This is a genomic window from Armatimonadia bacterium (assembly GCA_039679385.1).
Classification (GTDB): domain Bacteria; phylum Armatimonadota; class Zipacnadia; order Zipacnadales; family JABUFB01; genus JAJFTQ01.
In genome coordinates, this window is sequence record JBDKVB010000174.1 from 1 (window position 1) to 20,001 (window position 20,001).

Consider the following 20,001-nt stretch of genomic DNA (forward strand, 5'->3'; position numbering starts at 1 on the left):
TGGTCAGCGCGTGCGAAGGCTGCTGCGAGGTACAGACGCGTTGCGAGGTACCCAGACAGGAATCCAACTACTCCGAAATACACGATCACGCCCAGGGCGAAGGCCCGGTTGGCCTCTGCGTTCCCCATGGCCAACGCAAGAACCCCGGCGATGCGGTTCACATAGGGCGGTATGGTCTTGAGCTCAACCAGCCCGACACCAACTATGATCTTGGTTAGCCAGTCTGAGATCTCTTCCAGATTGGTGTTCACCCGCAGTTGGTAGACTCCCTCTGTCGCTGCCGCATCTGCGGGTTGGGACGCCTTCTGTACAGCCTTCGGAATGCCGAAGAGGAAACCGACGGCAACCCCGACGGCGAGACAGGAGAGCGCCCATACGAGCGGAGTGAGCCCACAGCCCACGACCCGGGACTGGATGGCCACAAGCACGAGACCCAGAGCGACGCTCAGGAGAAGAGCGGCGCCGACTTTGCTGAAGTCCTCAGGTTGCTCCCCAGTCTCGGTCCTTCTCGGTTGCCCAAGCCAGCTCATGCTCCCACACTCCCTTGTCTCCCGGTTCTTCTGCGGGTTGACGGCGCACATGGATAGCGCAACCGTCTCGCCTCCGCGTGTCTCCGTTCCTGCCCTCACTTCGGCGCAGGCTTGCGAAGCTCTGGAAGGGTGATTGGCAGGTTCTTGCCCTTCTCAGGCGTCACCCCGTCGACCACGAACGGGGCGTCGCTACCCTCACGGGTGATCTCTATCCGGTACGGCTGGCCCTCGTCTAGCTGGGGAAGCAGCACCGCGAAGAAGCCGTCGGCATCAACCTGCGCGGGCACGCTGTACCTGGACTGCAGTGTGCCGATTCCGACCTTCTTCTCGCTGGTGGCCGTGATGACGATGGAGACCATCTGGCCCGGCCGCGGCTCGGCCTGGCCACGAAGCCACCACTGGGGACCGGTAGGCGTTCGCGCGGGGGTAGGCTGTGGCTGTGGTTTACCACTCGGCGGCGTCTTCTGAGGCGCCTGCTTAGCAGCGGGGAGGACGATCTCGCAGAAGTAGACAATGCCCTTCTTGAGCACCAGGGGGCCATCGGCGGCATCGGGAGTCACCAAACGCCCCTGTGCGTTGTTCAGGCGGAGTTCGATGGTGGTCGGCACAATGCCGTCCCCGTTCGCATTGATCCAGTTCTGCATTTCCCGGGGCTTCTGCCCTTCAAGCTTGTTAAGGGGAAGGGAACACCAGAGCTTCGACGCGTCCTGCTTCAGCTGCTCGCTCCAGACCCTATCGCAGCCCCACGCCCCCACGACTTTCGTGCCGTCGGAGAGACCCTCCCCTATCGCCCTGCAGTCATAGCGTAGAGGAACAGGCTGGAGCGCCCGAGCACTGCTGTTAGCGCCCTCCACCAGGAGCCCCGCCGCCCCCATCCCAGCCAGGTTCGCGCCCCTGACCAGGCAGACCCTCGGCCCCTTGAGCTCGTCTTCGCGCTTGCTGCGTGCCAGCGATGTCGAGGCAGGGGCAAGGGCCACTTTGGCCTTCGTTGGCTCGGTAGCAGTGGTGTCCTCGCTCTTCTTGTTGATGGCCGCGCCGACGATATCTCCGGCCGAAAAGGCCATGCCGAAGGCCACGCTGCTGCTGGTGTTGTTGTCCGAGTTGCCGAAGGCCACGCCGCCGTACAGGTGCGCACGGCTGCCGATCTTGTAGGAAAGGCCTAGGAGCCAGTTCTCGTCTGATCCGCCAAGGTAGCCCCCCAGCACGCCGATCCGGCGCCAGTCGTCCGGCCGGTCCAGCCTATCATCGTCTTCCTCGAAGGAGGCAACAATGCCCACCATGCTCTTTGGGCCGTTCCTTGGCACGGCAACCCCGACCACGGGGTCGTACCCGACGCTCCTGGTGAGTGCGTAGTCGGGCCAGCCCAGTTTGGCGAAGAGGCTAGTCACGTCTTTGGTCTGGGTGGTTCCCTCCTCGGAAGGGGTCTTGGTAGGGGCCTTGACGGAGAAGGTTATTAGTTGCTGATTGTCGCACGCACCCTTCAGCGTCACCGTCACCTCGGGCAGGACCCACTCGAGATAGCCCTCTGCCATCGTCACAGAGGTCTTGCCATCCGGTGCGGTTGTCTTGAGGACACTGACGCGGAGCTTGAACGCAAGCCCGCCCAAGTCGGCAGACAGCTTCTGCCTCCCCATCCGCATCCTCGCACCGTTCAACATCGTCTCCTTCCCGGCAAGCCTGCCAAGAAGGGTCTCCAGGTTCCCGTTGTGATCCATGATGATCTGCGACTTGCCGGCGTCCCACGTGGGGGCATTCGGGTCCTTCATCCAGATCCTTGGCCAGCCCTGCTGCGTCTGGATCTCGCCCTGCGCATCTCTGATTCCCTGGGGCGTGAGCTGTTCCTCCCCGTACGTTTTCTCCCATACGGTGTCCCCCCGGGTGTAGCCCTCGGGAACGGTTGTGAGGTACAGCCGCAGTGCGATTGGGACGGTTACCGTTCCAGTCGCGGTGTCCACGTCGTAGGTTTCTTTGTGATCCGGTGGCCATGCGAGGGCGAAGTCCGACTTCGCGCTTAGGCCGAAGGTAACGGTTACCGTGTCCTTGTCCGTGCCGGCAGCAACAGCGACGCCCACTGTGAAGGGCAAGAGCATCAGGATCGCGAGTCTTCTCATGGTCGCGCCCACTCCTCTGTTGGACGGTTATCTGAAGAGCACGAGCACGGGCGAGGTTCACGGGGCCTTCACTGTCACGGTGGCGATGGCGACGCCGTACTGGCTGGCCTTGCCACAGACCACGCAGTAGACGGTATCGGATCCCGCGGCGGAACCGGCGGGTTGGCCAGCGGCGGGGAGCGGAGCCGTGTAGACAGCCAGATTCCTGTCGGCCGCCGTCTGGTCATTCTCGGTCATCTTCCCGTGCAGTGCGAAGAATCCAAAGGTCAGGTCATCGATGGAGACCGCGCTAGAGACCCGACAGACGAAGTCCAGTGTCCCACCCTCGACAACCTCCGCAGTTGCCGGTACCAGGCCCGGTGCAAGAGGCGGGTTGAGGCCTGCCGCGGTCGCGCGGATATGTGCCGTGCGCGACACCACGCCACCACGGCCATCCGACACCGCACAGGACAGGCTGTAGACGCCCTCCGTAGGCGACACCTTGCCGATGAAGACCTGCTCTGAACTGGAGGTGGCGGCTCCCGACGCTGCTACCGTCGACGAGGTCACCGTCTCGCCTGGCCCTGCGGAACCGTCTAGGCCCGTTGTGGCCGTCCAGGCATAGGTGAGGTTGTCATCGTTCTCGTCGAAGCCCTTGCAGATGGCGAGTATTGCGTCGCCTGGCGCCACAACAACGTACCCCGCGGCATCCGCTGACGCGCCCGTCGCGAGCCCGTCAGAGCCGATCTCGGTCCCGTTGACGGCGAACTCCTTGATCGTCGGGGCATTGTTGCCCCAATCCAAGGCTGAGCAGCCAGACAGGTACGACACGGCGACTGCCAGACCGGTGAGCAGCAGCAGGGCGCTGCACTTCATCTTAGCCACCTCCGCACGACTGCAGTCTGGGCTCGAGGGGTCGTCTGGCCTGGCGGCCCTTGCTGAGTGAGGGCCGCCAGGCCACGTGCCGCTCGCACCGTGTAGACTCGACCAGCACCATCACACTCGGTAGATCGCCTTCTTGCCGCTATCGGGGTCCTCGCCCGGACAGGCCCCGATCACCTCGTTCGCTACGGCTGCGGCCGCGGTCTGGTTCACGACCGTCGCGATGTTGTTGCCGTCGTGTCCGAAGGCGTTCGGGTATGTCTGCCAGCAGAGGCGGCACCCATTGCACAACGCCGGGTCGATCGCTACAGGTGGCATTGCCATCCCTCCTTAGGTTGGTTGCTCTCAGCGCGACCCTCAGCAGGTCGTGCTGGTCATGTCTCCACGGAACCGGCAGCGGGGTGTTGCAGAGGGACTGCCTTGACACGAATCGGCCGCCCCCGGCAGCTTTCTACACTGCGCAGGCGCGGCCCAGGAGAGGATAGAGTGGTGTGTTGGAGGCAGGCGGCAGCGACGGAGTGCGACCCCTCCCGAACTTGCCGTGACACCGGCTTCGCCTGCGCGACCTGATCAGCAGGAAGGTCTACGCGGGCCTCAGGTCTGTCCCGTCGACATTGAATACCCAAGGTGCTCCTGGTAGTCATTGTATACACTATAGCTACACCAGTTCAACACTGCAGAGAGTATCTTTCACGCTCATTGATTAGATTCTATGGTTTTGGAAAGGCAACTCCTTCATAATGCCTCGCGAATACACTCATTGTTTTGAGACGGCGGCATAGCGACGTCTTTTTGGGTCTGCGGGCGGGGCCAGACCTCTGGCGAGGGCAGTTCCGGGCCGGCCGTCGTCGCCAGGAGGTCCAGGGGACGACGATGCAGGAGGGGTGAGGAGGAGGCTCGACGGCAAGGGCGAAATGGGGGCTTCCCCTACACATGCAGCATGCTGGAGGCACAGAGTGACACCCTCGGACAGCAACACGCAAGAGCCGCATGACCCTACCTATGTGCTCACCTACGACCACGGAGGCGCCGTGCTCTGGGGCTGCGATCTGCTGCGCAAGACCATTCGCGACTCCATCGCGTGGATAGAGCGCTACCCCGGCTTCAAGATTGGCATCGAGAACGAGGCGTACACCTACGACTATCTCGCGGACGAGGATCCCGGGCTGCTCGCCGAGATCCGCGGCTACCTGCAACAGTACAAGGGGTTCTTCGGACTCGGCACCTGCACTTACGGCCAACCCCTGTCCGTGTTCGTCAACGAGGAGTCGAACATCCGTCAGATCGGCTACGCCCTCCGGGCCAACCAGGAGCACCTTGGCTGCGTGCCCCCGATCTACCTCATGAGCGAGCACGCCATGCACGCCCAGATCCCGCAGCTCCTCGTGGGCTTCGGATTCACGGGCTCGATCATGCGTACGCACTACATGATGTATGGGTACAACCCCACCTTCGACGCGGCAACCGGCTGGTGGATCGGCGTGGACGGCTCACGCATCCCGACCATCCCCACCTATGAAGGTGAGGGCGCCGAGTTCGGTCGCACCACCGTGGACAACTGGATCCTCACCCGCTTCCCCAGCCCGCAGGCCAGCATGACTTTGGAGGAGTTTGCTGAGAAGTTTGGCCACCTGACGCCCCGGCTGGCGTCCCGTGCAGATGATGCGAAGCTGCGTCGAGAGGAGCTCGTGCAGCGCTACGACGGCAACCCCGACTTCCGCTGGGTACTGCTCGAGGAGCTTCCGGAGCTCTTCCCGCCCTCCGATGCCGAGCTGCGCACCGAGCCCAACGACTTCATCGTGCGGATGCCCTGGGGCTACTGCGGCAACGAGATCTGGAACGTCTGTCGCGAGGCCGAGGTTGCGGTGCTGACCGCGGAGCGGATGAACGCCCTGGCAGCGCTGTACGGTGCGCCGCCCCGAGAAGAGGGGCTGCGCAAAGGGTGGCAGGGCTTGCTCGTGGCACAGCACCATGACGTGCAGATCTGCGGGCTGCTTGACGACGCGCGGAGCTTCCTGTCGGCATCACTGGAGGCCTCACGGAAGGTGGCCGATGAGTCGATCGAATTCATGGCTACTCGGATGGGCAGCGGCGGCATCTCCCAGGTGACCGCCTTCAACTCGCTGTCGTGGCCGCGGCGCGAGTGGGTTGAGACGACGGTACGGCTGCCGCGCGGTGCTGCGAAGGACCTCGAGGTATGCCACGAGGGACAGGTCCTGCCGTCCGTGACGCTGGCCGCCGACCGCCACTCCGACGGGAGTGTACGGACGGCGCGTCTTGGCTTCGCGGCCGACGTGCCACCCCTGACCTTCACCTCGTACAGCGTCGGTGCCGAGTCGGAAGGCTCCTGCGCAGAGGCAGCGAGCGGGATCGCCGTGGACGCCGGCGCCATGACCATCAAGACGCCCTTCCTCGAGATTGCGCTGGACCCCGCAGGCGGTGTGCGATCCATCACCGACGCTCGTACGGGTCGCCGACACCTGGCGGAGGGCCGAAGCTGCCTGCTCGCAGGCCGCGTGGAGGGCGAACCGCACGAGTCGTACGGTGTGTGGAGCCTGCCCGAGCCCCGCGGTGAGGGTTGTCCGCTGGTGGCACGGGAGGCCGGGGTCATCGCCAGCATCCCGTACCTGGCCGAGATGAGCGTGTCGCCCGACAGCCCTCGCCTGGACTTCCGCGTGACGCTCCACCTTGACGGGCAGCGGATAGGCCTCGACAGCACCAACCTGCGCGATTCCGTCGTCGGCTTTGTCCACGAGGAGAAGCTGCGCTTCAAGCTCTTCCCCGCGGTTTCTGAGGCTGCGATCGGGGTCCGAGACCTCCCCTTCACCGTGGCTGAGACCTCGAATCGGTACGTGGAGGGCAACTACTGGACGGCTCTGGCTGACGGCGACGGCGGCGTCGCGGTCTTCAACCGCGGCACTATGGGCTCGGTCAGGGAGGACGACGGCGGATTCTCGATGCCGCTGGCCTACGCCAACTACTACATCTGGGGCACCCGGATGCTCACCGGGACCTTCGTCTACGACTTCGCGCTATACCCCTTCGCCGGCGATTGGCGTGAGGCTGACCTGCATCGCAGGGCCCTCGAGTACGCCTTCCCCACGGTGACCGCTGCGACTGAGCCGGGCGACGGAAGCCTGGGCGAAAGGGCGCAGGGGCTGGACCTTGCCGCCGACGGCGTTGTGCTTTCCGCGCTGCTCACCGAGGGTGGGCAGACCTTCGCCCGGCTGTATGAGTACCGGGGCGAATCGGCCACGGCTTCCTTGGCCCTGACCGGCGGTCGGACGCAGTTGGTCGAGGTGGACCTTCGTGGCCAGGAGATCGGCCCGGCAGAGACACCCCTTGCCTTCCGGCCGTGGCAGATCCGCACCTTCCGCCTCGACGTGGCCCGATAGGCACGCTGTGTCCGGCGTCTTCCTGGGCGGCACGACTCGGGCTGTCAGCGATCCGGGGACCGAGCACCGAAGGGGGTAGCACTCATGCTGGAGCCGAGCCAGGCGCGCGTCTGGAAGCACTTGCAGGTCCTGTGTGAGGAGATCGGCCCGCGGTTGAGCGGAACGGCGGGAGATGACCGGGCCACCGAGTACATCTCCGAGCACATGCGCCGGTGTGGTCTGGAGACCGAGGTCCAGGAGTACCCGTGCCCTGCCTGGGAACACGGCGAGCCCCAACTGACGATGCTCAAGGAGGGGCGGCGCGTGCCCCTGCCGGCGGTGGCGCAGACCTTCTCGGAGGCCTGTGACGTGGAGGCCCAGATAGCGTGCGCAGGCAGCCTCAAGGAGCTTGACCTGACGCCGGAGCTTGACGGCAAGGTGCTGGTGCTCCACGGCCAGCTTGCCTCGAGCTTGACCGCCGATCGGAACCCGGCGCTTCTGGCAGCCGAGGAGCGCCGGGCTGCCGCTCTGATCGTCGTGAGTCCCGCGGAGACAGTCTCCACGAAGCTCACCCGCGATCCCTTCGCACGGGCGCCGTCGGTGGCGGTCCCTCGGTCGGCGGGTGGAGTGCTGTTAGCAAGTCAAGGCAGTCGTATCACGCTCCGTCTCGAGGCCCGTCGCTACGAGTCCATCGGGCACAACGTGATCGGCCGAGTGCCTGGCGACCCGGAGGAGCACGTTCTGGTCGCAGCGCACTACGACACAGCGGCGGACGTCCCGGGTGCTGTAGACAACGCGTCCGGGACGGCGGTGCTTCTGGAGCTCTGCGAGCGGTTCGCGGCTTCACCGCGGCAGAAGCAAGGCCTTCACTTCGTGGCTTACGGCGCGGAGGAGTACGGACGCACGGGCCATGGCTGCCTCGGAGCTGTTGAGTACGTTCGGCGGCACCCAGGCGATGTCGAAGGGGCGCGAGCGGTCGTCGAGATCGACTGTGTGGGCACCGCTGCGGTCCCTCCGGCAGTGACGCTGATGGACTTCCCGAGGGCCCTGCGGGAGGAGCTTCTCGGGGTGCTCACGGGCTTCCCGAGGTGTGGCGTGCAACTCCGGCCTGAGACCCAGACCTCCGGCACGCCCTTCAGCCTGACTGGACTGCCGACCGTCTGGTTCGTCAACGCCTACCCCAAGATTCCCATCCACACCGCACACGACAGCATCGATCTGCTGAGCCCCGAGGAGATGGCCTACACGGTCGAGGCGGCCAGTGCGGTCCTGGAGCAGTTGGTCTCGGCAGCCAGGGACGGTTCGAGCTGAGGAGAAGGCCTCGTCGTTCCCGCTGCCGAAACCTCCGGCACCAACTCATCAGTTAGGTACTCCTGCCTGCCCGGGAGGTCCTGATCATGCACAGACTAGCAGTGATCGGCGCTCTACTCGTCCTTGCTCTGACGGCGGCCCTCGCCCAGGGAGAACGTCCCCTCTATGACGCACGGTTCTTCGAGCCTGTCGAGGAGGTCGTCACCCCACATATCGCCTGGGCCAAGCCCTATTGCACGCCGCCGAAGGTGCTGTTCATCACCCACCGGCAGGCCATGCGTGAGGTCGTTGAGCTTTCCCAGCGCCTGGAGATGGACTACAAGGTCTTCGCGATGGACGGCCCCGGCAGCTTCGGGGAGACCGGCCTCGGTGTGGACGCCAGTTGGCGCCTGGTTCGGGGCAACTCCTATGATGAGCTGACCGTGCGCCTGCGTGGCGACCTCGCCAAAGACTACGACGTCATCGTCCTGGGCAACATCCAGTGGGACAAGCTGCCCATGGAGTTCCGGTACGAGATCCTCAAGAAGGTGAAGGAAGGCACGGGCCTGGTCGGCGTCGTCACGGGCCGCGACCAGTATCTCGACAAGCTCCTGAAGGGCACGCAGTTTGCCTGGAACTGGGCGACATGGTCTGGCGGCGCACAGGGAATTGAAGACTTCTTCGGCGTCGGCGTCTTCGAAGGTGGCGTGGACTACGCCACCGCCCACAGCGGCTCCGCGTCCATCCGTCTGCACTGCGATTCTGCGACCCGTGGCAGCCGGGAGTCTCCGCGAGCCGGTTACAGCCCGGGCACCCTTCAGCTCGAACCGAATACCGAGTACGTCTTCTCCGCCTGGGCCAAGACCGATGGCCTCAAGGACGGCGGCGCCAGCGTCAGCCTCTATCCACAACCCGCGTCGGCAACGGTGAAGGTCTCCCCGGACTGGCAGCGGACCGAGGTCCGCTTCAAGACTGACGCGACTCGCACCACCACCGGCGTGTACGTGCTCATCTACCAGCCGGGCACCGTCTGGTTCGATGACCTGCAGCTCACGAAGGTGGGCGACGACAGGAACCTGCTGCCGAACCCGAGCTTCGAGTTCCCTGGGCCCTCACCCGTAGAGATCGCGCAGGGCGTCCCCTTCCAGTTGCTCCCGGCCTTTGAGAAGCACAGGGACGTGCAGGCCTTCCTGCGCAACACCCTGAGCACCACCACCTTCGGCCGGGGCCGCCTGGGTGTGCTCAGCTTCTCCCCACCCTCTCACCAGATGCTCACGCCGGCCCCGACCGGACCGGTGACGTACTGCCGCCAGGACTACGACTACCTGCTTGAGTACGCCGCCCGATTGATCCTGTGGGGGGCGCGGAAAATGCCGCCGGTGGCGGTGACCAGCACTTCGCCCGTCACCGCACACGCCGGCGAGCCCATCACACTTCCGGTCTCGCTGACTGCCACGTCGGCTGCCCCGGAGACGACCCTGATAGTGGACTTGCGCGACCAGTACGGACGCCCCGTGGCCCAGCGGCAACAGGCGATCAGCCTCCAGGCGGGCGCTAACTCGCTTGAGGTCTCACTGCCCGCGCTTCCGGCAGGGAAGGCCTTCGCCAACCTGTGGACGCAGTCTGACGGCAAAGTCACCGGCTTCGGGACCATCGGCTTGCAGGTCGAGAGCCCCACACGCCTTGGCGCCTTCAGCCTTGCGCAGGAGAGCTTTGCGCTGCAGGAACCCCTGGCCGGTAAGCTCACCGTCGAGGGACCCGGCACCGGGCTTTCGGTACGTCTCCTTGCCCGAGACCTGCACGGGCGTCTGGTGGCTGAGCAGACTCAGCCGGTCGCCGCCGGCGAGAGTGGCTTCCGCCTCCCGATGCCGCGGATGATCACCATCATGGGCTGGCTGGAGGCTCAACTGCTCCAGGATGGCCGGCTGCTCGACACCCGTCGTGCGGACTTCGGCATCAACAACCTCGCCTACCCCCGCGACGAGATTCAGTACGTGATGTGGATGGGCTACCCCAACGACTACGTCGGGCCCATGATGGCCGAGGAGTTCAGCCGCAAGGGCGTGGACTCGTTCTACGACGGCGGCAACGTCGGCTACGGTCCCTATGCCAACCAGCGATGGCTTCCCTATGCCACGCGCTTCACCGACTCCAAGACCGACTGGTACCAGCCCAAGCCCACGCGGCAGCCGGAGGACCTGGTGCGCACGCCGTGCCTTACCGACCCGGCCTACCGTGCGAAGGTGCGCGAGGACCTCACGAAGGTCGCGACACGTGGCTTGCGCTACGGGGTGTCCGACTTCACCCTGGGCGACGAGAACCTGTTCGTCTCCGGTCGCTTTGACCTGTGCTTCTCGGATACCTGCGTCGAGGACTTCCGGCGCTGGGCCCGCGAGACCTATGGCACAGTGGCCGCTCTCAATGCGGAGTGGGGCAGCCACTTCGCCGACTGGAGCGAGGTCAAGCCCCAGACCTTGGTCGAGGCGAAAAAGGCGGGCAACCTGGTACCGTGGGTCGACCATCGTCTGCACATGGACAGCGTGTGGGCAGGCATCCATGACTACTCGCGGGGCGTGATCAAGGAGGTCGTGCCCCATGCCCGGGTGGGCTACGAGGGTTCGGACACCCACGTCAGCACCTGGAGTGCCGCGGACTACTGGAAGCTCGCCGGGGCGATGGACCTCAACAACATCTACTACCGCGACTTCCTGTCGCTCGCGGTGAAGGACTTCGCCTCGCCCAACATGCTCCTGGGGGCAGGGTGGTTTGGCGGCTACCCAGGCAATCGCAATGAGCCCTTCATGCGCTGGTTTCCCTGGCGGACACTCTTCAAGGGCGCCAACAGCTTCTGGGTCTGGTGCGGCTATGGCAGCCCCGGCGCAGTCATGGCCTACGACGTCTCGCTGTACCCGTTCTTTGGGGCGGCCTGCGAGGAGGTAGCGCGGATCAAGCAGGGGCCCGGTAAGCTGCTCATGAACGCCCGACGCCAGCACGACGGCCTTGCGCTGCTGTGGTCGACCCCGAGCCTGCACGTGGGCACAGCGACCGACGGCTTCCCGGATCTCGACAGCACGCTCAACAGCGTGGTGAAGATACTGCATGACACGGGCCTGGAGGCGCGGGTGCTGTCCGGCTCACAGCTCGTGGCGGGCGCGCTCAGCACCGGGGAGTTCAAGGTACTCTTTCTGCCCGGCACACTGGCGCTGTCGCAGGCCGAGATCAAGGCGATCCGGCAGTTCGTCTCGGGAGGCGGCACCGTCATCGCCGACCTTCGCCCCGGGATCACCGACGAGCACGGCAAGCCCTACGACGCGTGGCCGCTGGCCGACCTGTTTGATGCCCGGCTGACCGGACCCTTCACGGCGGGCAACGGCGATCTCACTCTGGGCGGCATCCGTCTTGGCCCCGTGACCTGTGACACCGCTGTCGCGGGCACAGGTGCGAGCCAGATCGCGGGCATCCCGGTGTTGCTCAACAACAAGGTGGACCGCGGTCAGGCGATCCTGCTGAACTTCTCGCTCAAGAGCTATCTCTCGCTGCCGAAGACTTCCGCTGCCGAGTTTGCGGGCTGGACGGAAGGCGCCGGCTACCGTGAGTTTCTCCGCAGTCTGATGGCTCGTGCGGGAGTGAGCCCGAGGGTCACCGTCACGCCTGACGCCCCGCAGGTGGAGATCTCACGTTTCGCCCAGGGCGGTGCCGAGTACGTCGGCATCATCCAATCCCTTCCTCTGGAGCCGATCGAGTACACCAACCATCCCGACCGGCGCCCGGTGACTCGACCCGTCACCCTCCACTTCGGTGCACGCCAGCATGTCTATGACGTGCTGGCAGGCCGGTACCTGGGAGAGACGGAGACGGTCGAGAGTCAGCTCACACCCGGCGTTGCGCAGCTCTATGCCCTGTTGCCGTACCGACTGGACGGGCTCACTGTGGAGGCACCTGCGACCGCCACAGTCGGGATGCCGGTGCACTGCAGCCTCCGGCTGGTGCTCAAGGGGCAACCCGCTGCGCACTGCGTCCGTCTCTCGGTGTTCGGGCCGGACGGCAAGGAGCGCCCGTGGTATGCCGCCAACCTCCTCACAGGCAAGGGCCCGGACGCCCAGCCTGGACGCGGCGACGCGACCTTCGACCTGGCCCTGGATGACACCCCGGGCGCGTGGAAGCTGGTCGCCACCGACGCGGCCACCGGCGTGAGCGCAACCGCAAATCTGCAGGTCGCGGCTCGATGAACCTGCTGCTTTGGACATAGAGCGTATGCCCTTGGTCCTCAACTGCTGACAGTTGACAGCCAACCTTCCCGGCGAGGAGACCATGACGCCACGAGAGCGCTGGCTTGCGACGCTTCGCCACGAACCTGCCGATCGCATCCCGGTGGACTACCGGGCGACGCCCGAGGCCACGCGCAAACTCATCGACTACCTGGGCTGCGAGACCCTCGACCAAGTCCACGAGCGCCTGCACCTTGACCGCATCGTGGACGTCGGCCCACGGTATGTTGGTCCGGACCTCCCGCCTGAGGAGGACGTCTTCGGGATCGGCTACGTGAACACGCAGTACGCCGGCGGAGCGTACCGGAACGCCGTCCGTCACCCACTGGCACAGTATGAGACCGTGGCCGAAATCGAGGAGAGCTACCAGTGGCCCAGCCGTGACTGGTGGGACTACTCGGGCATCCCGGCCCAGATCGTCGGCAAGGAGGACCAGGTCATCCGAGGCGGCATCTCGGAGCCCTTCGCCACCTACAAGTGGCTGCGAGGCGTGGAGCAAGGCTACCTCGATCTCCTCGAGAAGCCGGATATGGTCCATTACTGCCTGGGGAAGCTGTATGACTTGTGCTACACCAACGCCGAGCGCATCTACGAGGCGATCCCCGGCATGGTCCTGTGGACCTGGGTGGCCGAGGACTACGGCTCGCAGGAGGGCCTCATCATCTCGCTGCGACACATTGAGGAGTTCTTCCTGCCACACATGAAGCGCATGAATGACCTGGTACACTCCGCGGGGGCCTTCTCCTTCCACCACAGCGACGGAGCATGTGCGGAGAACATCCCGAACATGATCTCGATCGGGATGGATGTGCTGGACCCGGTGCAGTGGCGGTGCAAGGGCATGGATCGCGAGGTTCTGAAGCGCAAGTACGGTGACCTGATCACCTTCCACGGTGCCATGGACAACCAGCAGACCCTGCCCTTCGGGACAGTGGAGGACGTCCGGCGCGAGGTCGAGGACAACCTCCGCATCCTGGGGCCGGGACTGATCCTGGGGCCGTGTCACAATCTCCAGTCCATCAGCCCGCCGGAGAACATCGTGGCGATGTACGAGGCTGCCTGGGAGATGGGCGGCCTCTAGGGCACAAGTGCCCGACAGGCCCGGAGCGAGAGGAGGTCAGGTCTGGCTGACTTGCGAAGCTCACGCCTCCCCTGTCTCAAGGGGAAGTGACACCCTCTGGGCACACTGCCAGATCCAGACGTTAGCACTCCGCAAGCAAAGGACCCCACCGGTAATGAGGAATCGCACCACTCGCGTTGCAGCTCTGATGTTCTTGGTCACTCTAGCAGCGGCCTCGGCCGTCTGGGGGCAGGCCGGTTTCACCCCTGAACGCTACCTGATGCGCCAGCAGGAGCTCCCGGCGCCCTACCATGTCCACGACGAGGAGCGGCGGTCGCCGGCCTACTACTGGGACGATGGCCACTGGTACCGCGCCGGGCGCGATCCGGACGGTCTGACCAGCAAGGACTTCGACTACGTGTTCCTTCACGAGGAGATCTGGAAGGGCAACAACACCACCATCCAGGTCGAGGGAGCGGTCTTCGCCAACCCCAAGGTCGCCGAGTTGCGGATGAAGGATCAGGAGGCCAACGAGCCGCCCGGTGGGCCGTACAAGAGGGTGGACCTCGGCGGGCTGACGGCGCTGTACTGCACCACCGAGGCAGGGGAGTTCCCGAAGTACTACCTTCAGACGGGAAGCGTATTCGGATACGTCTACGGTGAGGCAACAGGCTTCGACGACACGCTGGCCGTGGCCAAGCTCTGGGCAGCGAAGTTGCAGGGGCGAAGCATGACCCAGACGCCACCCCCGGCCACACCCACGGACGAGACGGCAGCCAAGGACCTCCCCGACCTGCATGTGGACGCGCAGGGCTTCGTTCTGACTCTGTCGGGCGACAACACCGTCCTGGCCTACGAGACGTCCGCCGACCAGCAGAGCGTAGCGGTGCAGATCGAGAACCGCAGTACGACAGCTGCGGCAGAGAACGTCTTCTTCCAGCTCTACGTGGCCTCGCCCGCGGGATCGACCCCACAGCCGGTCGGAAAGCAGATGGCCGTGGGGAGTATCGGCGCCGGCGGCTCGATCGCAGCCGGGACGACCTGGGACCTGGGCGGACAGAACCAGACCGACGTCGAGCTGTGGGTCAAAGTGTATAGTCCCAACACAGAGGACGCCAACCCGGCCGACAACCAGACGAGCCTCAAGTGTAGTATCCGCTATGCCCACAATGGCCGACGTGCCTTCAGTTGGTTCGAGGACACCTACCGCTTCGTCAACTTCGGGTACGAGGACAGGGAGACTGAGGAACTCGTCGAAGGGGTCGTAGCGACCATCTTTGGCAACCTGCAGTCTGTGCCCGACAGCAAGGTCTGGCAGAAGCTGACCTTCGCCGCCTTCTACCAGCGCCTGGCGCAGTACCTGGATAGTAGCCTCAAGGCCGGAGCCGGCGGGCACTGCTATGGCATGGCGGCCACAGCCGGGCTCTATTTCGAGGGCAACGCGGCTCCGCCGCTGGGCAAGACCACTCCCGCCCTGAGCCTCGAAGAGGCTTCGACCAACATCAACCTCTACCATCGAGCCCAGATGCTCCCACTGCTCCAGGCACTCTCGACGAAGAGCGACTACCTGCAGCGCGATCTGAGCCCACGCGACTGCTACAACGCGGTCAAGAACGCCCTGGACGCCTCTCGCCTCAGCCCGATCCTTGAGTTTTTTGGACGCGATCCCGGTGACAAGACCACCATCATCGGCCATGCCGTGCTGGCCTATAAGCTGATCGAGGTCGAGGGCCGCGATCCGGTCATCTACCTCTACGACCCGAACTACCCCGCCAGCGCAGTCAAGGAACCGCACCCGATGCCGCAGATCAGCCTGCGAGTTGACCGCGACACCTGGGCCAACCCCGGCTACATGGGGTACGACTGGGCGGTTGGGCACTGGATCGGGGCACACCGCGTCTGGCGCGAGATCTCCGTGGACATGGCAAACGCGCTTGGCCCGCAGCTCAAGGCAATTGCCTACACTGCGGTCAACGCGCTCCACGAGAGCAAGCGGTGGATGGCCATCCTGCGTTGCCCGGCGGATGCCTGCTTCACCGACGCCCAGGGGCGACGCACCGGTCTCGTGAAGGGCGAACTCGTCAATGAGATACCGGGGGCAGAGCCGGGGATCGTCGGGGAAGTCGAGATGTATCTGCTGCCCGCGAACCAGGAGTACACGGTGACCATCAGTGGCACCGACGCCGGGAGTGTCGCGCTGGACCTGCTCCGGGCGCCGGTCGCGGACCAGCTCGTCGCCGCTTCCTTTGAGCGTGTACCGATCGACAAGCGCGTGGAGTACACCGGCACCCTGACGAGTGGCGGGGAGATGACCAGCCTGAAGTCCGAAGCCCAGACCTGCCCTGTGGAGTGGACGGGGACCGCCAACCTGGCTGCCTTCCAGCCCGCGACGGCGACCACAGGATTCGCCCGTGTACCCGCCACCAGTGCCTTCGACAGCGCCGATGAGGGCTGGCAGGTCGTCAGCCTCAGCGACAACGGCCCCTACGACGCCATCCTTAGCCGGCAGGCGCCGGACTACCGACCCACGGGCGGACATCCGGACGGCTATGTGTGCAGCGCAGACCCGGGCACAGGCAACTTCTTCTGGCAGGCCCCGGAGGGGTACCTGGGCGACCATGCCGACCTCTACGGTGGCAGCCTGCGCTATGACCTCAAGTCCGAGGGAGGCGAGTCCTTGGACGAGGCTGACGTCGTGCTGGTCGGCGGCGGGCTCGTCTTGGTCTACAACCAGCCCGACAACCCCACTGACCAGTGGCAGACTTTCAGCGTTCCGCTGACCGAGAAGGGCTGGACGAAGGGTGCGATTGGTGGAGAGCCTGTCAGCGCCGAGGAGTTCCGCGCGGTCCTCACTAGCCTGACGGCGGTCCGTCTTCGGGGCGAGTTCCGTTGGGGCGCTGAGGTCGGCAGTCTGGACAACGTCTCGTTCTGTCAGCCCGGGAAGTGACGTCGTCGCGACTCGGGGGTATGCTGTGACTGCCAAGCCATCCCGCCATCGCGGAGCAAGCTCATCTGCTCAGGGCGCCGCGTGGCGTGCCAAAGGAGCCAGGCCAGACATGGACACGAGTTCTGCCTTCGTGACGGAGACCCACAGCATCCCTGTGCGGGGAGAGTACGACGTGATCGTCGTCGGCGGCGGCGTGGCCGGTGTGAGTGCAGCCGTCGCGGCCCGACGCTCGGGCATGAGCGTGCTGCTGATCGAGAAGGGCGTGGTACTCGGCGGCCTGGCAACCATGGGGCTGGTCGTCTACTACAACCCTCCTCTCGATGACTCACGGGGACGCCGCCTTGTCGGCGGGATGTCCCGTGAGCTTCTCCATCGCTCGATCAGGTACGGGTACGGGACGCTCTCGCCTCACTGGGCGCAGGAGAACCCAGATCCCTCCGTCCCGCCGACCGGACGCTATCAGACACGCTTCTCGGCCCCGGCCTTCGTCGTTGCGCTCGATGAGCTGATTCAGGACGAAGGCGTTGACCTGCTGTTTGATACGCTGTTCTGCGCGCCCGTCATGGAAGGCGGCCGGTGCACCGGGGTGATGGTTGAGGGTAAGTGCGGCCGGTCCTGCTATCGGGGCCGCGCCTTCATCGACGCCAGCGGCGACGCCGACTTGATGTCGCGGCTTGGCGCTCCCTGTGTGGAGGAGGACAACTGGCTGAGCTACTGGGCTCATGCCACGAGCCTCACAGCCCAGGCGAAGGCCGCCTCGGCGGGCGATGTCGCGAAGTCTGTGCAGCCCCTCTGCCTGGGCGCCTTCGCGGACGGCACGGGACACCCGGAGGGCATGCAGCTCTTCCGCGGCCTCCGGGCAGAGGACGTGACACGGTTCCTCCTTGAGGGAAGGAAGATGCTGCGCGAGCACCTGGCGAAGTCCGACAGGAAGGAGACCACTGTCATCACCCTTCCCTCGATGGCGCAGTACCGGACCACCCGGCACATCGTCGGCCAGTACACACTCTCCGATGACGACAAGGATGCCCGCTTCGATGACTCGATCGGCTGCTTCGCGGAGGAGGGTCCGGCTAGCTTCGTCATGGAGTTCCCGTACCGGATTCTGGTCTCAGAGACGGCGCCCAACGTTCTGGCGGCGGGCCGCATCGCCTCGGGCAGCGGGTACGGCCGCTACCTGTGCCGACTGATCGCCCCCTCGGCCATGACGGGTGAGGCCGCAGGCCGGGCAGCGAGTCTCGCCATCAAGCACTCCTGCGCCGTACAGGAGATCCCTGTTCGTGAACTGCAGGCTCAGATGGGCAGCGCCGGCTATGTGATCCACGCCTGAGGCTGCGCCGTGCCTTGCCGCGCGGAGCTCCAGACCGGACAGCGCCGTCACGACGAGATAGCCGTCAGACGCAATCTTAAGCCGACGAGTCGAAAGGAGTTCGACCGATGGCCTTCAATGGGTTAGGCATGGGCCTGGGCAATCTGTCGCTGCTGTCGAAGGCAAAGACGCGCTCCATCAGTGCAGAGAACTTCACAGGCGAGAAGGGTGCAGGAGGTATGGCCACCGAGGGCACCGGCGCCGGATGCGCCCGAGACCTCGGCCAGGGCTGGAAGGTATCCCCTTCCATGCGGATCGCGCCCGGGGAGACGCTTACCCTCGCCGACATCCAGGACAGCGGTGCCCTCCAGCACCTCTGGATCTGCCCCACCGGCCACTGGCGCTTCTCGATCCTGCGCATCTACTGGGACGACCAGGAACAGCCCTCGGTCGAGTGCCCCATCGGTGACTTCTTCGCCAACGGCTGGTGCCGACCGGCGATGGTGAACTCGCTGCCCGTCTGTGTGAATCCCGGCAGCGCGCTGAACTGCTACTGGGAGATGCCCTTCCGTAAGCGTTGTCGTATGACGCTGGAGAACATCGCCGTGGAGCCCATCACGGTCTACTGGCAGGTTGACTACACCCTCACCGATGTCCCCGAGGATGCCGCCTACCTGCACGCGCAGTTCCGCCGCACGAATCCGTTGCCGTACAAGGAGGTCTACACCCTCCTCGACGGGGTGCGCGGACAGGGGCAGTACGTCGGCACGTACATGGCCTGGGGAGTGAACAACACGGGCTGGTGGGGTGAGGGCGAGATCAAGTTCTACATGGACGGTGACGGCGAGTTCCCCACCATCTGCGGCACAGGGACGGAAGACTACTTCTGCGGCTCGTATAACTTCGAGAACCGCGAGGCCAAGCAGTACCAGGAGTTCACCACGCCCTACTGCGGCCTGCCCCAGGTCCTTCGTCCTGACGGTGTGTACCAGTCGCAGCAGCGCTTCGGCCTCTACCGCTGGCACATCATGGATCCGATCCGCTTCGAGCAGGACCTGCGCGTCACGATTCAGGCTCTCGGCTGGCGCAGCGGCGGTCGTTACCTGCCTCTGCAGGACGACATCGCGTCCGTCGCCTTCTGGTACCAGACGCTGCCGACAGCACCCTTCCCGCCGCTGCCGGACAAGGACGCTCTCGAGGTCATCTGACGATCTTGGTGGCGCAAGGCGACAAGCCCTGGCTGCGATGACAGAGAAGGGTTGCAGGGAGGCCCACACCATGTGGTACCTGGCTGGACTTGCCCTTGCCTGCCTGATCGGCGCGACGCAGGGCTGCGCCCAGGAGGAGTCGAATCGAGCCCAAGGAGGGGCCATGAACACCAGCTTCACACTCCCCGCTGAGTGGGAGTATACCGCACCGCTGCTAGGTCCCGAGGCCCGCACCACGGACCAGAGCTGCGCCCAGAAGGACCCGAGCATCGTGTTCTTCGAGGGCCGATGGCACGTCTTCATGACGATCAAATGTGGCCAGACCACGCCGATGGAGTACTGCAGCTTCGCCGACTGGGAGGAAGCGAACCGCGCGCCGCGCACGGTTCTGAAGGTCTCGGACAGCAAGTACTACTGCGCACCGCAGGTCTTCTACTTCCGTCCGCAAGAGAAGTGGTACATGGTCTATCAGGTGGGCGTCCCCGGCCAGAAGAGGATGTGGGTGGCCTACTCCACGACCACTCAGATCGGCGATCCCGCTTCCTGGACGAAGGCGCAACCGATCCTCAGCGGCGACGAGGAGGACCCGCGACCGGAAGGCGGCCTCGACTACTGGATCATCTGCGACGACCAGCGTGCCTATCTGTTCTACACCACCAACAACGGCAAGATGTGGCGGATGTGGACCAGGCTGGAGGACTTCCCACGAGGCTTCAGGGACCCTCAGATCGCCCTTCAGGGAGACATCTTCGAGGCCAGCCACACCTACTTGCTCACGGGAGCAAACAAGTACCTCACGATCATCGAGGCGAATCCCGGGGGAAGGCGGTACTACAAGGCGTACCTCGCGGATCGACTGGACGGGCCCTGGGAGCCCCTGGCCGACACGGCTGACAAGCCCTTCGCGGGATGGGCCAACGTGCGTCCCGCACCGGGTGTGGCGCCGTGGACCGACAACCTCAGTCATGGCGAACTGGTCCGGGAGCGCAACGACGAGAGGATGCCGGTAAATCCGCAGCACCTGTGCATGGTCTTCCAGGGCA

General features: G+C 65.0%; 12 protein-coding genes. 8 read left to right on the forward strand and 4 right to left on the reverse strand.

Going from position 1 to position 20,001, the window contains the following annotated elements; all coding sequences use genetic code 11:
- From ABFE16_19940 to ABFE16_19955, 4 genes are all read right to left on the reverse strand, one after another.
- Nucleotides 1-530, reverse strand: a 530-nt coding sequence (locus ABFE16_19940; protein MEN6347571.1) for a hypothetical protein, incomplete at its 3' end; no start/stop codon positions are given.
- Between the two features lie 95 nt (nucleotides 531-625).
- Nucleotides 626-2,641 carry a hypothetical protein gene (locus ABFE16_19945; GenBank protein MEN6347572.1) on the reverse strand — a complete coding sequence of 672 codons (2,016 nt, stop codon included), beginning with the start codon at nucleotides 2,639-2,641 and terminating at the stop codon, nucleotides 626-628.
- A 57-nt stretch (nucleotides 2,642-2,698) separates the two neighbouring features.
- The gene (locus ABFE16_19950) at nucleotides 2,699-3,496 is read right to left on the reverse strand and encodes a hypothetical protein (GenBank protein MEN6347573.1); all 798 of its coding nucleotides are present in this window, start codon (nucleotides 3,494-3,496) and stop codon (nucleotides 2,699-2,701) included.
- A 120-nt stretch (nucleotides 3,497-3,616) separates the two neighbouring features.
- Entirely contained in the window at nucleotides 3,617-3,820 is a 204-nt protein-coding gene (locus ABFE16_19955) for a ferredoxin (protein ID MEN6347574.1), read from the reverse strand.
- 638 nt (nucleotides 3,821-4,458) lie between these two features.
- Here ABFE16_19955 and ABFE16_19960 point away from each other — a divergent pair.
- The 8 genes from ABFE16_19960 to ABFE16_19995 form a co-directional block, all read left to right on the forward strand.
- Nucleotides 4,459-6,897 carry a glycosyl hydrolase-related protein gene (locus ABFE16_19960; GenBank protein MEN6347575.1) on the forward strand — a complete coding sequence of 813 codons (2,439 nt, stop codon included), beginning with the start codon at nucleotides 4,459-4,461 and terminating at the stop codon, nucleotides 6,895-6,897.
- 84 nt (nucleotides 6,898-6,981) lie between these two features.
- Nucleotides 6,982-8,187 carry a M28 family metallopeptidase gene (locus ABFE16_19965; GenBank protein ID MEN6347576.1) on the forward strand — a complete coding sequence of 402 codons (1,206 nt, stop codon included), beginning with the start codon at nucleotides 6,982-6,984 and terminating at the stop codon, nucleotides 8,185-8,187.
- An 86-nt stretch (nucleotides 8,188-8,273) separates the two neighbouring features.
- Nucleotides 8,274-12,395 carry a beta-galactosidase gene (locus ABFE16_19970; GenBank protein MEN6347577.1) on the forward strand — a complete coding sequence of 1,374 codons (4,122 nt, stop codon included), beginning with the start codon at nucleotides 8,274-8,276 and terminating at the stop codon, nucleotides 12,393-12,395.
- An 82-nt stretch (nucleotides 12,396-12,477) separates the two neighbouring features.
- Nucleotides 12,478-13,515 carry a uroporphyrinogen decarboxylase family protein gene (locus ABFE16_19975; protein MEN6347578.1) on the forward strand — a complete coding sequence of 346 codons (1,038 nt, stop codon included), beginning with the start codon at nucleotides 12,478-12,480 and terminating at the stop codon, nucleotides 13,513-13,515.
- A gap of 154 nt (nucleotides 13,516-13,669) precedes the next feature.
- Nucleotides 13,670-16,441 carry a laminin B domain-containing protein gene (locus tag ABFE16_19980; GenBank protein MEN6347579.1) on the forward strand — a complete coding sequence of 924 codons (2,772 nt, stop codon included), beginning with the start codon at nucleotides 13,670-13,672 and terminating at the stop codon, nucleotides 16,439-16,441.
- A gap of 109 nt (nucleotides 16,442-16,550) precedes the next feature.
- On the forward strand, nucleotides 16,551-17,771 hold the full coding sequence (locus ABFE16_19985; protein ID MEN6347580.1) for an FAD-dependent oxidoreductase: 1,221 nt from the start codon (nucleotides 16,551-16,553) through the stop codon (nucleotides 17,769-17,771).
- 107 nt (nucleotides 17,772-17,878) lie between these two features.
- On the forward strand, nucleotides 17,879-18,958 hold the full coding sequence (locus ABFE16_19990) for a glycoside hydrolase family 172 protein (GenBank protein MEN6347581.1): 1,080 nt from the start codon (nucleotides 17,879-17,881) through the stop codon (nucleotides 18,956-18,958).
- A gap of 70 nt (nucleotides 18,959-19,028) precedes the next feature.
- On the forward strand, nucleotides 19,029-20,001 hold a 973-nt coding region (locus ABFE16_19995), incomplete at its 3' end, for a non-reducing end alpha-L-arabinofuranosidase family hydrolase (protein ID MEN6347582.1).